This window comes from Sphingomonas sp. PR090111-T3T-6A, from assembly GCF_000383095.1.
Taxonomy (GTDB): domain Bacteria; phylum Pseudomonadota; class Alphaproteobacteria; order Sphingomonadales; family Sphingomonadaceae; genus Solisphingomonas.
Window position 1 is genome coordinate 408042 of record NZ_AORL01000010.1, and the last position, 14712, is coordinate 422753.

The following is a 14712-nucleotide window of genomic DNA, read 5'->3' on the forward strand; positions in this document are numbered from 1 at the left end:
TCCATGCCACGATGGGTGTGCGGTGCGTCATCGGCCGGGGATCTGCGCCAGGCAGACTTCGGTAAGCGGCGTGCTGCCCTGGCGAAGGGCGGCGCGGATGTCGACGGGCTCATGGCCGTCGGGCGTGATGTCGGCCATCAGGCGCCAGCGATCGGGCTGGCCGACCACGGGGTAGGCGACCACGCCCTCGGCCTTGCCGCGCCCGACGCTCAGGTCCGCGCGGACGCCGCTCGACCGGCCGAGGCCGCTCAGCGCCCTGCCCTCGAAATCGATCACGATCTTGGTGGCGCCCGCGACGACGGGCTGGCCGGGGCGACCGGCCGCGCCGCGCCAGTCGTCGACCACGCGGGCCGGGCCCTCGGGCAGCGGCTCGCCGGCGATCCAGCGCAGGCGATAGGCGAGATCGATCTGCTGGCCGGCCTTCGCAGGCTCGGCGGGCGTCCAGAAGGCGACGATATTGTCGTTGGTCTCGTCGGTGGTGGAAAGCTCCACCAGCATCACCGAGCCGGCCCCCCAATCCCCCCTGGGCTCGACCCAGAGCGAGGGACGCTTCTCGTAGAAGACGCCATCGTCCTGATAATGGTCGTGCTTGCGGTCGCGCTGGAGCAGGCCGAAGCCGCGCGGATTGTGGTCCGCGAAGCTGTTGGCGGTCGGCCCGTTGGGGTTGGAGAGCGGGCGCCACAGTCGCTCGCCGCTGCCGTTCAGGATCAGCAGTCCGTCGGAATCGTGGATCTCGGGCCGCCAGTCGGTCGCGCGGGCGCGCTCGGCCTGATCGTACCAGAACATGCTGGTCAGCGGGGCGAGGCCAAGGCGCGCGATGTCGCGGCGCAGGTGGAGGGTCAACTCGACATCCTGAATCACGCCCGCATCGGTCTTGCGGTTGGTGAAGCGATAGGCGCCGACTACGCTCGGCCCTTCGAGCAGCGCGTCGACCAGCAGCGACCCGTCCGCCCCGCGACCCAGCCAGAAGCGGGTGAAGGCAGGAAACTCTTCCGTTTCCGGCCCGCCGCTGTTGATCGAGATGCCGCGTGCGGAGAGGCCATATTGGTCGAGCGCGCCGGCCGAACGGAAGTAGGAAGCGCCCGCGAAGGCCAGCCAGTCGCTGGTGCCCGCCGCGTTCATCGCGCGGAAGCCCGAGAAGCCGCCATGGCTGCCCAGCGCCGCGAGCGGGCCGTCCGCCGGCATGTCGAACAGAGCGGGGCTGTAGTGGAAGGGCCGCGCCATATTGCCCTCGACGAGGAAGATCTCGACCGGGGTGGGCTGGAAATGGTTGATCGGGAAGAAGCGCACGCCGCCGCTGCCGGGCCCGCGCAACTGCGTCGCGGCGGCCTTGTACTGGACGGCGTTCAGCGCGTCATAGTCGATCCGCCCGACACCGGCGGGCGGGGGCGGGGGGGCGTCCAGGGCCGGCGGGCGAGCGCCGCGGCGTCCGCCTTCAGTCTCTCCCAGGAGAAGGGATGCGCGTCTCCCCGGGTGGCGGCCGCCCAGAGGGGGCCGGAAGGCAGGGCGGCGACAGCACCCAGCGCGGCGAGGAGGTCACGTCGCGTCGTGTTGGTCATAACGGGAGAGATACGGCCGGCGACCCCGGCTTTTCAAGGCCGGGTTCAACAACATGCCCTTCGATCACACCTTGTCGGCGTAGATCATCCGCCCCTGACCGAGCGTCGACAACGTATCCTCGAGGTCGGCGGCGGAGAGCGCGAAGCAGCCTTCCGAGCGGCCGAGCTTGCCGTGCTGGGCGATCATGTCCGAGCCGACATACCAGGCCGAATGCACCACGATCGCGCGTTCCTGCACGTTGCTGTTGGTGCGATCGAGGCCGTAGAGCCGGCGCGAGCGGCCGTGCTGGCCGACATAGATGTCGCCGGTGAGGTAGGCACCGTCCGACGAGGCGGCCGAACCCACCACGTTCGAGAAGCGCGTGAGCCAGCCGGTATGCTCGGGATCGGAGCCGCGGCCGTGGGCGACGAGCAGGCTGCGGCTGCGCCCGGAATCCAGATCGACGATGTGGAAGCGCGGCTGGGACGAGGGAAGGTCGAAATCGACGAGGGCGATACGGTCCCGCTTCTGGATGCGGTCACCGTGCTTTTGCAAGGCCTGGAGCGCGCGGCGGAAGAGATCGGGGCGGATCGTCATCGGGCTGGCGGGCATCGCCGTCGCCGTCGGACGGGCGAGGCCGGGCAGGCCGCTGTTGATCTGAGCCATGGCCGGACCGGCGATCAGGCCTGCCGTCACAATCGTTCCGGTACGAAGAATGTCACGGCGCGACAAGGCCGCCGTACGATTAAGACTCACCCACAAATTCCTTGCTGTTCGCCCAACTATCCCGATGCCCCTTATAACAGAGGGCGATACAGGGCTTCGATAACAAGTGGGGATCGTTCCGGGACATTGGGGGTCGTTCGGCGTGGTTAACACACCGCTCGTCGCTCTGGAGGCGTCGATCCCTTAAGAAGTGTGACGGATTGGGGTCGTCGTCGGCATCCGATCATGATCCAGCGCGGCGATCATTGCGCCGTCCTGATCGTAAGGATCGGAATAGGTCTCGACCTCGCCATTTTCATCCGGAGCGGCGGTGAAATACACGACGTAGACGGGCATCGTCTTCTGCACTTGCAGCGTGCGCGTCGTGTAGGTGGACATGGCATTGTCCACCCGGTCGGGGCTCGCGAGCTGGGCGGCGAGGCGGGCGATGTCCTTCACGCGGATGCAGCCGTGGCTGAGCGCGCGGTCGGGCTTGTCGAACAGGACTTTGGCCGGCGTGTCGTGCAGGTAGATCGCATAGGCGTTGGGCATGTCGATCTTCACGCGGCCGAGCGCGTTCTGCGGGCCGGGGCGCTGGCGGATGCGGATCTGCCCGTTGCCGGCGCGCCCGACGACATAGCCCTTGGCGCCGGGATGGACGCGCCCCTCGGCCAGCACGGTGGGCGGCAGGGTCCACCACGGATTGACGATGATCGAGCCGACATTCGCCGAGATAAGCGGCGTCGGCGTCTTGCGCGCGCCCACCACGACGTCGTGCATCGCGACCGGGGCGTCGCGCTCGTAAAGCGCCAGCCGGTAGGTCGGCACGTTCACCCAGATATAGTCGTCGCCCAGCGTCCGCGGCATCCAGCGCCAGCGCTCCATCGAGGCGCGGATATGGGCGATGCGGGCCGGCTCGCTGGCGGGCGTGTCGGCGAGCGCCTTGCGCAGCGCGACATAACGGGGGTCGCGGGGCAGCAGGCCGGTCAGATACGCCGGGAGGCGGCCTTCGTTGACGGCGTTGGCGAGATCGACCTCGCGTGCCGCGACCGGCGGCACGGGATTGCCGATATGCCAGTTGAACTTCTCGCGGTGGACGATGCGGCCATAGGCATAGTCATGCGCCAGCGCGATCGCGGAGCTGGTCGCCAGCGCGTCGCGCGCGGGGCCGGACAGGCCGGACTTCACCGCATCGGCCAGCGCGGCCTTCTGGTAATCGGCCGGGCGCAACCCCTCGTCGCGGGATGCCTCGACGGCGGCGAGCAACTGGTTCACGGTCGCCGCCGACCAATGCGGCTTCGGAGGCGGCGGCGGTGGCGCGGGCTGCGCGACGGACGGGGAAGGCTTCCCCGACCAGTCGTGGTGGAGCGCCGCCCAGCCGGCCATGAGCGTCGCAGCCGCGGCCAGCGGCAAGGTCACAGCGGCGGCACGCGGCGTCGACATGCGGACCCCTTCGGGGCTGCCCCTTACTCGGCATGCCGGGAATGTCCGGCGCGGACGCTCACCCTATGCCCAACTCAGCGGCGATGTCGATGCGTTGCTTTTCGGTGCGTCGCAGATTCGTGCTTCGCCTTCGTCCTGGCTTTGGCCTTGGTCGCGCGGGCATGGCGCGCCGGGGCGGCATGGTGGCGGGGGGAAACGCGCCGGTCGCTATCGTCGGCCGCGCCCTGCTCGACGGGCGGCTCGATCCGGAGCGCGGGATGGTCGAGCGTCGGCAGCATCGCGGCGACCGTCGCCACTTGGCCCACCGCCCGGCGATCGAGCACGGAGAAGCCCGCCTCCAGCAGCGCCGCCGCGTCGCGGTTGCGCACCACGATGCTCGGCTCGCCCAGCACCACCGCGATCAGGCGCCGGTCGCCCCGCTCCGCCGAGGCAGCCAGCGTGAAGCCGGAATCGACGGTGTAGCCGGTCTTGATCCCGTCCAGCCCGACCATCTTGCCGAGCAGATGGTTGTGATTGATGAGCGTCGAGCGCTGCCACACGAAGTTCCGCTCGCCGAAATAGCGGTAGAAGCGCGGATGGTCGTGGATCAGGGCCACCGACAGGATGGCGAGGTCGCGCGCCGTGGTGACGTTGGTGGAATCGGTGAGGCCCGAGGCGTTGGCATAATGCGTGTTGCGCATCCCCAGCATCCGCGCCTTGGCGTTCATCATGTCGACGAAGGCGGGCTCGGAGCCGCCGAGCTTCTCCGCCAACGCGACGGCGATGTCGTTGGCCGACTTCACCGCCACGACGGAGATCGCGTTGTCCACGCTGATGCTCTGCCCGACGGCGAGGCCGAGGCGCGAGGGCTGCTGCGCCGCCGCATGACGCGAGACGAAGACCGGATCGCTGATCTTGATCCGCCCGGATTCGAGCGCATCGAACGTCAGGTACAGCGTCATCATCTTGGTGAGCGAGGCGGGGTGGCGCGGCTCGTCCGGCGCGTTGGTGTAGAGCGTCTCGCGCGTGTTCGCATCGACGAGGAAGGCCGCGTAGCGCGGCTTGATCGCCTGCGCGGGCGTGATGACCCCCAGGAGGACCGCCAGCGTCGCGGCAATCCAGATCGCCAGTGCGCCCGAAACGGAACGGTGCGCAGGATGAGTCGGCAAAAGCACCGCGCGCCTGCCCGTGCGCGGCGTGAAATGAGGAATCCGCAAGCTTCCAGCCCTGAAAAACGAGGCGGAGCGCCTCAAGGGAAAGATAGGCCGCGCAACCCCGATCGCCAACCGTTGATGTCACGGGCGAGCGTTTCCCGTTAACGGGTGGCCGCAGCGCTCGTGCGGCCCATCGCCGGATGCGCCGCGAGGAACACCCTCGCGAGCGAGTCGATTCGCGGGCGAATCCGTTCCGGAGGCGGGTGCATCGCTTTGCCGGCGGCGGCGGATTTCCTTGCCTTTGCCCCGAATTGTGACAACCTCTTCGATGCTGTCACAGTGTCGTAACAGGGGCTTCCTAGGGACGAGCCAGCCGGAGGGGAGTGCCGGCGTTCGGAGACACGCACCATGTTCAAGACTTTCGTCGCGGCCGCCGGCGTTGCCGCGCTGTTCGCCACCGTTGCGCCCGCCGCCGACATCTCCGGCGCCGGTGCCACGTTCCCGGCCCCGGTCTATGCCAAGTGGGCCGAGGCTTATAAGGCGCAGACCGGCGTCGGCCTGAACTATCAGGCGATCGGCTCGGGCGGCGGCATCAAGCAGATCAAGGCGAAGACCGTCGATTTCGGCGCGTCCGACAAGCCGCTGAAGCCGGAAGAGCTGGACGCCGCCGGCCTCTTCCAGTTCCCGACCGTGATGGGCGGCGTCGTCCCCGTCGTGAACATCCCCGGCATCTCGGCCGGCCAGATCAAGCTGACGGGCCCGATGCTCGCGGCGATCTTCTACGGCCAGATCAAGACCTGGAACGATCCGGTCATCGCCAAGGCGAACCCGGGCGTGAACCTGCCGTCGCTGCCGATCACCGTCGTGCACCGTTCGGACGGTTCGGGCACCACCTTCCTCTTCACCTCGTACCTGTCGATGAAGAGCAAGGCGTGGGCCGACAAGGTCGGCGCGTCTGACTCGATCAACTGGCCGACCGGCCTCGGCGGCAAGGGCAACGACGGCGTCGCCGCCTTCGTGAAGCAGACCCCGGGCTCGATCGGCTACGTCGAGTACGCCTATGCCAAGCAGAACCACGCGGCCTATGTTCTGGTCCAGAACAAGGGCGGCAAGTATCCGCTGCCGACCGCGCAGAACTTCGGCGCGGCCGCCGCTGGCGCGCAGTGGGCGAAGGCTCCGGGCAACTACCTGCTCCTCCTCGACCAGCCGGGTGCGAACTCGTGGCCGATCACCGGCGCGACCTTCATCCTGGTCTACAAGGATCAGTCGAACCCGCAGGCCGGCGAGCAGGTCCTGAAGTTCTACGACTGGGCCTACAAGAATGGTGATGCGGCCGCCGCGGCTCTGGACTATGTGCCGCTGCCGGCGACGGTGAAGGCGCTGATCCGCAAGCAGTGGGTCGCGAACGTCCAGGCTGGCGGCAAGCCGGTCTACGTCAGCAAGTAATATCCCCGGGCTTCGGCCAGGGTATCATGTTGTGAACGGCGGGGGTGCTGATGCGCCCCCGCCAACGCATAGGCGGGGTGAATGACAGCCACGACGATGGACATCGAGACGGCGTCTCAGCCAGCACGCGGGCAGGGTGCGGCGGGAGAGATGATCTTCCGCACATTGTGCTTCTCGGCTGCCACCCTGTTGATGGCGGCGCTCGCGGGCGTCGTGGTCAGCCTTGCGATCGGCGGATGGCCTGCCTTCCGCCAGTTCGGCATCGGCTTCCTCTTCTCGAGCGAGTGGAACCCGGTCACCGAGGTCTATGGCGCGGCCGGCCCGATCGTGGGCACGATCGTCACCTCGATCCTCGCGCTCATCATCTCGCTGCCGCTGGCGCTGGGCGTGTCGGTGTTCCTCGTCGAATTCTGCCCGCGCCGCATCTCGCGGCCGATCGCGATCGCGGTCGAGCTGCTCGCCGGCATCCCCTCCATCGTCTACGGCATGTGGGGCCTGTTCGTGCTGGCGCCCTGGTTCGCGCTGCACATCCAGATGCCGCTGATGATGGATCTCGATCCCAACGGCCTGCTGGGCCGGCTCTTCGCGGGCATTCCCAACGGCGCCAACATCTTCACCGCCTCGATGATCCTCGCGATCATGATCCTGCCTTACATGGCGGCGGTGTTCCGCGAGCTTCTGCTCACCATCCCGAGCCAGGTGCGCGAGGCGGCCTACGGCCTCGGCTCCACCAGCTTCGAGGTGGTGGCGCAGGTGATGCTGCCCTACGTCCGCCGCGGCACCGTCGGCGTCATCATGCTCGGCCTCGGCCGCGCGCTGGGCGAGACGATGGCCGTTACCTTCATCATCGGCAACTCGCACGGCTTCCCGCACTCGCTGTTCGACAGCGGGTCGACGATCGCCTCGACGATCGCCAACGAGTTCGCCGAAGCGACCAGCGACATGCACACCTCCGCGCTCGTCGCGCTGGGCCTGGTGCTGTTCCTGCTGACCTTCGCGGTGCTCGCCACCGCCCGCGCGCTGCTCGCCAGCGACAAGCACTGAGGACGGATCGCATGGACCGCGCGCTTCGCCGCAAGATCACCAACAGCATTTTCGTCGGCCTGTGCGGGCTGGCGACGCTGATCGCGCTCGGCGCGCTGGTGTTCATCCTCTGGTCGCTGGTCGTGAACGGCATCGGCGGCCTGGACCTCAACATCTTCACCATGACGCAGCCGGCGCCGGGCTCGGTCGGCGGCCTCGCCAACGCCATCACCGGCTCGCTCTTCATGTGCGCGATCGGCATGGTGCTGGCGATCATCGTCGGCATCCTCGCCGGCACCTGGCTTGCCGAATATGGCGGGCAGACGCCTTATGGCCACGCCGTCCGCTTCCTGAACGACGTGCTGCTCTCGGCGCCCTCGATCCTCGTCGGCCTGTTCGTCTACGAGCTGCTGGTGCGGCCGTTCCACGGCTTCTCCGGCTATGCCGGCGGCGTGGCGCTGGCGCTGCTCGCGGCGCCGATCGTGACGCGCACCACCGAGGACATGCTCACGCTCCAGCCCAACACGCTGCGCGAGGCGGGCATGGCGCTGGGCGCGGGCCGCGGCTTCGTGATCCGCTCGATCATCTGGAAGGCGGCCGGCGCGGGCCTGCTGACCGGCGCGCTGCTCGGCTTCGCCCGCATCTCGGGCGAGACGGCGCCGCTGCTCTTCACCTCGCTCGGCAACCAGTTCTTCAGCACGAACCTGACGCAGCCGATGGCCAGCCTTCCGACCACTATTTTCCAGTTCGCCCTTTCGGCCTATGACGATTGGCGGCGCCTTGCCTGGGTAGGCGCGCTGCTGATCGCCGTGTCCGTGCTCGCCGTCAACACCATCGGGCGGATCGTCGCCCGGGAGACGCATCGCCCATGAACGACGTAGCCCCCGCTTCGATGATCTCGGCCTCGACCGACGCCCCGATCATGCATCTGCCGCCAGCCGACTCGCTGGTGCTGGAAGCCCGCAAGCTCGACTTCTTCTATGGCAAGAACCAGTCGCTTTTCGGGGTCGATCTGCCCATCGAGCGCAACAAGATCACGGCGCTGATCGGGCCTTCGGGCTGCGGCAAGTCGACGCTGCTGCGCGCGCTCAACAAGATCTACGATCTCTATCCGGGCCAGCAGGCGACGGGCCGCATCCTGCTCGACAACAAGGACATCCTGTCCGACCGCGCCAGCATCGCCCGCCTGCGCGAGCGCGATGGCGACGTGGACATCAACCCGGCCAATCTGGACGTGTCGGCGCTGCGCGCGCGCATCGGCATGGTGTTCCAGAAGCCGACGCCGTTCCCGATGTCGATCTACGACAACGTCGCCTTCGGCGTGCGCCTCTATCACAAGAAGTCCAAGTCCGAGATGGACCAGATCGTCGAGCGCTCGCTGCGCCGCGCCGCTCTGTGGGACGAGGTGAAGGACAAGCTCAGCTCCTCGGGCCTCGGCCTGTCGGGCGGCCAGCAGCAGCGCCTGTGCGTCGCGCGCGGCATCGCGGTGGAGCCCGAAGTGCTGCTGCTCGACGAGCCGGCCTCGGCGCTCGACCCGGTGTCGACGGCGAAGCTCGAAGAGACGCTGATGGAGCTGCGCGGCGATTTCTCGATCGTGATCGTGACGCACAACCTCCAGCAGGCGGCGCGTATCTCGGATCACACGGGCTTCATGTTCCTGGGCAAGATGATCGAGTTCCGCCCCACGGCCGAGCTGTTCGAGCGCCCGCAGTCCACGCGCACCCGCGACTATGTGACCGGCCGCTTCGGCTGAGCCTGTCTCCCTTCGAAGAGCAGAAAAGGGCGTCGGAACTGTTAGGCGGTTCCGACGCCCTTTTGTTTTGTGTCAGTGAGAAGGTTAGAGGTTGGTGTCGTTGGTATTTTTGAGAAATGACGGCGCGACACTGATGCCCATGCAACATTGCATTCGACATAAAGAGGGGTGTTCAATTGGTAGTCAGACCTTGGTGCCTCAGGATACTGCGAACAAACAGGTGGCGCAGTCGTCCGATTAGGCCATATCGAGCGATCCAGTCGGAATAGGCGATATAGTGTTCGTCTTCGCGCAGATGCATTTCCTCGGTGATGGCGCGACAGCGATAGAGAATGGTGAAGGCCACGGGCACGAGCATCTGTGATGCGGTTAAATCCACGCCCGAGGCGGGAAGAAACACGAAGGTGATTATCCAGGCGTTTCCAACGTGTGCGAAATAAGCAGGATGCTTCATATATCTATACGGGCCGCTGCTAATCACGCCTCTGTTGCTGAGATTTGAAAAGCGAAGTCCGAATGCCACGGTGGCGGATATGTAAAGTGCCAGCAATGCAATCATAATTGCAGCAGCCGTGAGGATGTCTGCATCTAACATCAGCGAAGCGGGCCAATTGATCTCTTCGTGAACGACGCGTCCAAAGTTGCTCCAATGCTTGAACAGTGGTTCATAACAAAGAAGGCATGCGGCCCAGCCCAACAAGCGAGGCTGAGTGGATTTTACGGTCTGTACCAGAGTGTTGGAAGCGAAAATATATCCGGTCAGTGCGAAGGTGAGGTCGATCGTATAGGCGAAAATCAGGACCATGGCTAACCAGGATAATGGTCCCTGGAGGTTGTTATTTAGAGCCGTCGTCAGGAGTGCGAGAAGACTGGTGCTGTAAACTGGAATGAAAAAGGCCTTGAGGAACCACAATCTGGCGGAGGCTGCCGCTCCCTTCAGTTCTGTCCAGTCGGCGAATCGTAGTGCTCGGCCTATCGCAAGCGGAAGTCCGTCACCGAGTGCGGGCCCGTTGCGGTAGCGTTCCATGGCTAACCGCAAGACAAAGGCGGGGAGAACAACCACCCATGACACCAGCCAAATGCTCAGACCGGCAGCCTGACTGTGGACGACCAGCATCGGTGTGGTTGCCACGATAAAACCTACCAGCCACGACAATGGTTGAGATGCATTCGTCACGGGCCTTGGTACAGTAGGTGTCCTCGCAAGCTCTCGAAGCATCATTGGCAGCGCGGTTGCGATCAGCACCAGCCATGTCGCCAGTAACGGTGCGGGCTTCAGCCACATTGCTAGCAACCATGCGGGCAATAGCCCTCCCAAGCCGACCAGCCCATCTGTCACGGGAATCACGGAGGAGGGGCGCTGTTCGGCCATGAGCACGTTCCGCCGGCCGGCGTCGCTAACTCCGCTCGCACCGATGGAATGACGCCGTATGTTCATGCCGCACGGGTTACAGGTCTTTGATTGACATCATGCTAAACTCGGATGGCGATGCTGCTAAATGGACTCGACCGCTTATTCTTGAGCCAGCATTGATATCGCTGGCCTCCCCGCTCTTCATGATGGAAATCCTCAGCACTCGACCACGTTCACCGCGAGGCCGCCGAGGCTGGTTTCCTTATACTTGGACTTCATGTCCTCACCGGTCTGGCGCATCGTCTCGATCACCTGATCCAGCGACACGATGTGCCGGCCGTCGCCGTGCAGCGCCAGATAGGCGGCGTTGATCGCCTTGATCGCGCCCATCGTGTTGCGCTCGATGCAGGGGATCTGGACGAGGCCGCCGATCGGATCGCAGGTGAGGCCGAGATTATGCTCCATGCCGATCTCGGCGGCGTTCTCGATCTGCCGGTTGCAGCCGCCGAGCACTGCCGCGAGCCCCGCCGCCGCCATCGAGCAGGCGACGCCGACCTCGCCCTGGCACCCCATCTCGGCCGCCGAGATCGAGGCGCGCTTCTTGTAGAGGAAGCCGATCGCCGAGGCGGTGTAGAGGAAGGTCCGCGAACCGGCGGGGTTCGCGCCGTGGACGAAGGCCTCGTAATATTTGAGCACGGCCGGGATCACGCCCGCCGCCCCGTTGGTGGGGGCGGTGACGACGCGGCCGCCGGCGGCGTTCTCCTCGTTCACGGCAAGCGCGTAGAGGCTCACCCATTCGAAGACGAGGCTCGGGTCGGCGCGGGGGCCGCGCTCCAGCAGCTTCTCGCGGATCGCGCGGGCGCGGCGCTGGACCTTGAGGCCGCCGGGCAGCTCGCCTTCGCCTTTGCAGCCGCGGTCGATCGCGCCGAACATCGCGGAGCGGACGCGGTCGAGGAAGGCATCGGTCTCCGCCGCATCGCGCCAGGCGGCCTCGTTGGCGCGGACGATGTCGGCGATGCTGAGGCCCGTCGCGTCGCCCGCTGCCAGCAGTTCGGCGGCCGAGTTGAAGGGGTGGGGCACGGCGACGTTGACCAGCGCGGGCTGCTCGCCCTCCATGCGGATCGCGCCGCCGCCAATGGAATAATAGCGCCGCGTGATGCGGCTCCCGTCCGGCAGCACGGCGGTGAAGGCCATGCCGTTGGGGTGGCCGGGCAGGAAGCTCTTGTGGAAGACGAGGTCCTTCGCCTCGCAGAAGGGGATGTCCGGGCCGCCGCCCAGCGGCAGCGTGCGCTCCTCGCGGATGCGGGCGACCAGCGCGGGCACGCTGTCGGGATCGACGCCCTCGGGCGTCTGGCCGGACAGGCCGAGCAGCACCGCGCCATCGGTGCCATGGCCGCGACCGGTGAGCGACAGCGACCCATAGAGATCGCATTTCACGCGCACGGGCAGGATGCCGTCGTCCAGCAGGTGGCGGGCGAAGGCATAGGCCGCGCGCATCGGGCCGACGGTGTGCGAACTCGACGGGCCGATGCCGATCGTGAACAGGTCCATCACGCTGATGGCGGGGCCGGGGACGGACTCAGGCGGGGGTGTCAGGCTTCTCTCCATGGCGCGCGCTATGCCCTTTCCGTGTGACAAAGGCACGCGCTTGATATTATCAGATAATTAGCGCTAGGGCGGCGGCGAAGGAGAGCGATGATGGCGCAAACGGGCATTCGGCTGGGTCTGGTGGGGATCGGGAAGATCGCCCGCGATCAGCATCTTCCGGCGATCGCGAAGGGTGGCGATTTCGATCTGGTCGCGGCGGCGAGCCGCAACGCGACGGTCGACGGCATCGCCAATTTCCGCGACATCGCCGGGATGCTCGAGGGCGTCGAGCTGGACGCCGTGTCGATCGCGACGCCTCCACAGGGGCGCCATGCGATCGCGACCGCCGCGCTCGCCGCCGGGCGTCATCTGATGCTGGAGAAGCCGCCGAGCGCGACCGTCTCCGAAGTGCGCGACCTCGCCCGCTTCGCCGCGGAGCAGGGCGTGACGCTCTTCGCGAGCTGGCATTCGCGCGAGGCGTCGGGCGTCGAGGCGGCGCGGGCGTGGCTCTCGGGCAAGGCGATCCGCTCGGTCCGTATCGAGTGGAAGGAGGATGTCCGCCACTGGCATCCGGGGCAGGAGTGGATCTTCGAGGCTGGCGGGCTCGGCGTGTTCGACCCGGCGATCAACGCGCTGTCGATCGCGACCAGGGTGCTGCCCGGCGCGCTGGTGCTGGAGAAGGCGGTGCTGCATGTGCCCTCGAACCGCGAGGCGCCGATCGCGGCCGAACTGGACATGCGCCATGCGGGCGAGGCTCCGGTCCGCGTCGAGCTGGATTTCCTCCAGACCGGCCCGCAGACCTGGGACATCGTGATCGAAACCGGCGCCGGCACGCTGATCCTGCGCAAGGGCGGCAGCGAGCTGAGCATCGCGGGCGAGGAGGTCTCGCTGGAGCCGGAGCGGGAATATGCCCGCCTCTACGCCCATTTCGCCGAGCTAATCCGCAAGGGCGAGAGCGACGTCGATCTGCGCCCGCTGGAGCTGGTGGCCGATGCCTTCCTGCTCGGCCGGCACGAGACGGTCGAGGCGTTCGAGTTCTAGATCCCGGCGTACCACTGGTAGCCGGCGACATCCTCCCAATAGCCGCCCTTGCCGCCATGGAGGCCGGCGAGGGTGGCCACGGCCTCCACGCGCATCACATATTTGGCCTGCTTGTAGCCGAGCTGCCGCTCGACCCGGAGCCGGAGCGGCGCGCCATGGCCCACCGAGAGCGTCTGCCCGTTCATCCCCCAGGCAAGGATGGTCTGCGGATGGAAGGCGTCGATCAGGTCGATCGACTCGTAATAGGGATTGGCCCCGAACGAATCCGCGCAGTGGAAGACGATGTAGCGCACATCGCGGCGCAGCTGCGCCTGCTTGAGGAGCAGGCCCAGCGGGAGGCCCGTCCACTGGCCGATCGCGCTCCAGCCTTCGACGCAATCGTGGCGGGTGATCTGGGTGCGGCGGGGGAGGCCGCGGATCTGGGCGAGCGAAAGGCGCATGGGGTTGCCGACGAGGCCGTCCACCACCAGCCGCCAGTCCGCGAAATTATGGGCGGCGTGGGCGGCATAGTCGGCGGAGGCGGGCTGGACGTTGCCGTTGGTGCGGAAGAAGGGCGACATGTCGGCGGCGGAAAACTCCTGCGCCAGCGCGGCGCGGTCCGAGATGAGGCGCTGCGCCGAATAGCTCGCCGTCTCGCCGAGGCCGAGCAGCGTCTTGCCGGTGGAGGACGCCGCGATCCTGTCGCAGCCCGACAGCAGCAGCCCGCCCGCGCCCGCGCCCAGCGAGCCGATCAGGCGGCGGCGGGAGAGGCGCGGCGTCACTCGCCCTTCTCCGCGGGCAGGCGATAGCGGCCGGTGATCATGGAGCGCACCTCGTTGATCGGCCCCGCCAGCACCACCATCAGCAGATGCACCGCGACGAAGAGGGCCAGCCCCATCGCGCAGAGGAAATGGATCGAGCGCGCCGAGGCCCGCCCGCCGAACAGCGCTGGAAGCCATGGCCATGCCGCATCGATCGCGGGCGACATGGTGAGCCCGGTCAGCACCACGCCCGGCAGAAGCACGAACAGCACCGACAGATAAGCGAGCTTCTGGAGGATGTTGTAGCGCCGCGCCGCCTCGCCGGTGGGGAAGCGCAGGCGGGCGTGCTGGGCGATGTCGTGGGCGAGGTGGGAGGGCTTCAGCTCCGTCGCGCGGGGCGCGAGGTCGCGCTGGAAATGGCGGCTGACGAAGCCCCAGCCCCAATAGAGCAGCCCCGGCACCACCAGCAGCCACGCGAAGGCGAAGTGCCATTGGCGCGCGCCCGCAAGATCGTAATGCGAGGGGATGGTCGCCCAGGGCGGGAAGGCGACGAAGCGCCCGCCATGCGGGGTCACGCCCAGCAGGCCGGGGGTGGGGATGCGGAATGGGCCGACGCGGAGGTGGCCGGGCGTGATATCCAGCCAGCTACGATCGAAATTCGCGCCATATTGCCCCCAATAGAGGTGGGGATGGGCGTTGAAGATCATCAGTCCGCTCATCAGCATGACGAACAGGGTGAGCGCGTTGATCCAGTGCCACAGCCGTGTCGCGATGCGGTGGCGATAGACGATATCGCCGCCTCGTGCCGGGCGCTGCGCATCGGGCGCGATCATGGTCGGCTGCCTCATTCGCCCTCCGGCTTCTCTTCCCATCCTATTTCGGCCATGGAGTGGCTTTGGTTACAAATGCCAACCCTCTCCGGGGGGACTGGCGCAACTTTCAGCCTCA

General features: G+C 66.9%; 14 protein-coding genes. 5 read left to right on the plus strand and 9 right to left on the minus strand.

Annotated features, from left to right (window positions below):
- Positions 1 to 27: 27 nt before the first annotated feature.
- The 5 genes from ST3T6A_RS19295 to ST3T6A_RS19305 all read right to left on the minus strand — a co-directional run bounded on the left by ST3T6A_RS19295 (position 28) and on the right by ST3T6A_RS19305 (position 4841).
- Positions 28 to 1449: a glucan biosynthesis protein gene (locus ST3T6A_RS19295; RefSeq protein WP_328285202.1), complete on the minus strand. Its 1422-nt coding sequence runs from the start codon at positions 1447 to 1449 to the stop codon at positions 28 to 30.
- On the minus strand, positions 1347 to 1559 hold the full coding sequence (locus ST3T6A_RS21920) for a hypothetical protein (RefSeq protein ID WP_235785723.1): 213 nt from the start codon (positions 1557 to 1559) through the stop codon (positions 1347 to 1349). The genes ST3T6A_RS19295 and ST3T6A_RS21920 overlap by 103 nt, the downstream gene beginning before the upstream one ends.
- A gap of 64 nt (positions 1560 to 1623) precedes the next feature.
- Positions 1624 to 2235, minus strand: a complete 612-nt coding sequence (locus ST3T6A_RS0104720) for a murein L,D-transpeptidase catalytic domain family protein (protein ID WP_019831748.1) — start codon at positions 2233 to 2235, stop codon at positions 1624 to 1626.
- 213 nt (positions 2236 to 2448) lie between these two features.
- A complete protein-coding gene (locus ST3T6A_RS20730; RefSeq protein ID WP_019831749.1) occupies positions 2449 to 3687 on the minus strand; it encodes a L,D-transpeptidase family protein in 1239 nt (412 codons plus the stop codon).
- 74 nt (positions 3688 to 3761) lie between these two features.
- Positions 3762 to 4841, minus strand: a complete 1080-nt coding sequence (locus tag ST3T6A_RS19305) for a D-alanyl-D-alanine carboxypeptidase family protein (protein WP_162140504.1) — start codon at positions 4839 to 4841, stop codon at positions 3762 to 3764.
- Positions 4842 to 5228: 387 nt separating this feature from the next.
- Here ST3T6A_RS19305 and pstS point away from each other — a divergent pair, with 387 nt between their 5' ends.
- From pstS to ST3T6A_RS0104750, 4 genes are all read left to right on the plus strand, one after another.
- The gene (gene pstS / locus ST3T6A_RS0104735; RefSeq protein WP_019831751.1) at positions 5229 to 6266 is read left to right on the plus strand and encodes a phosphate ABC transporter substrate-binding protein PstS; all 1038 of its coding nucleotides are present in this window, start codon (positions 5229 to 5231) and stop codon (positions 6264 to 6266) included.
- A gap of 81 nt (positions 6267 to 6347) precedes the next feature.
- The gene (gene pstC / locus ST3T6A_RS0104740) at positions 6348 to 7310 is read left to right on the plus strand and encodes a phosphate ABC transporter permease subunit PstC (protein WP_202804560.1); all 963 of its coding nucleotides are present in this window, start codon (positions 6348 to 6350) and stop codon (positions 7308 to 7310) included.
- 11 nt (positions 7311 to 7321) lie between these two features.
- Entirely contained in the window at positions 7322 to 8161 is an 840-nt protein-coding gene (gene pstA, locus ST3T6A_RS0104745; protein ID WP_019831753.1) for a phosphate ABC transporter permease PstA, read from the plus strand.
- Between the two features lie 20 nt (positions 8162 to 8181).
- Positions 8182 to 9042, plus strand: coding sequence for a phosphate ABC transporter ATP-binding protein (locus tag ST3T6A_RS0104750; RefSeq protein ID WP_026359428.1), 861 nt, complete (start codon positions 8182 to 8184; stop codon positions 9040 to 9042).
- 172 nt (positions 9043 to 9214) lie between these two features.
- Here the strand turns inward: ST3T6A_RS0104750 and ST3T6A_RS0104755 are convergent, their stop codons facing one another.
- Both ST3T6A_RS0104755 and ST3T6A_RS0104760 read right to left on the minus strand, forming a co-directional pair.
- Positions 9215 to 10414: an isoprenylcysteine carboxylmethyltransferase family protein gene (locus tag ST3T6A_RS0104755; RefSeq protein WP_162140505.1), complete on the minus strand. Its 1200-nt coding sequence runs from the start codon at positions 10412 to 10414 to the stop codon at positions 9215 to 9217.
- Between the two features lie 198 nt (positions 10415 to 10612).
- Positions 10613 to 12004: an L-serine ammonia-lyase gene (locus tag ST3T6A_RS0104760; RefSeq protein WP_051103380.1), complete on the minus strand. Its 1392-nt coding sequence runs from the start codon at positions 12002 to 12004 to the stop codon at positions 10613 to 10615.
- 87 nt (positions 12005 to 12091) lie between these two features.
- Here ST3T6A_RS0104760 and ST3T6A_RS0104765 point away from each other — a divergent pair, with 87 nt between their 5' ends.
- Complete coding sequence (locus ST3T6A_RS0104765) at positions 12092 to 13024, plus strand: Gfo/Idh/MocA family protein (protein WP_019831757.1); 933 nt, start codon at positions 12092 to 12094, stop codon at positions 13022 to 13024.
- On the opposite strand, the gene ST3T6A_RS0104770 is transcribed toward ST3T6A_RS0104765, so the two are convergent.
- Together ST3T6A_RS0104770 and ST3T6A_RS0104775 are read right to left on the minus strand one after the other, a co-directional pair.
- On the minus strand, positions 13021 to 13785 hold the full coding sequence (locus tag ST3T6A_RS0104770; RefSeq protein ID WP_019831758.1) for a molybdopterin-dependent oxidoreductase: 765 nt from the start codon (positions 13783 to 13785) through the stop codon (positions 13021 to 13023). The genes ST3T6A_RS0104765 and ST3T6A_RS0104770 overlap by 4 nt on opposite strands.
- Positions 13782 to 14612, minus strand: a complete 831-nt coding sequence (locus ST3T6A_RS0104775) for a cytochrome b/b6 domain-containing protein (protein ID WP_235785724.1) — start codon at positions 14610 to 14612, stop codon at positions 13782 to 13784. Before ST3T6A_RS0104775 ends, ST3T6A_RS0104770 begins: the two co-directional genes overlap by 4 nt.
- Between the last annotated feature and the right edge of the window lie 100 nt (positions 14613 to 14712).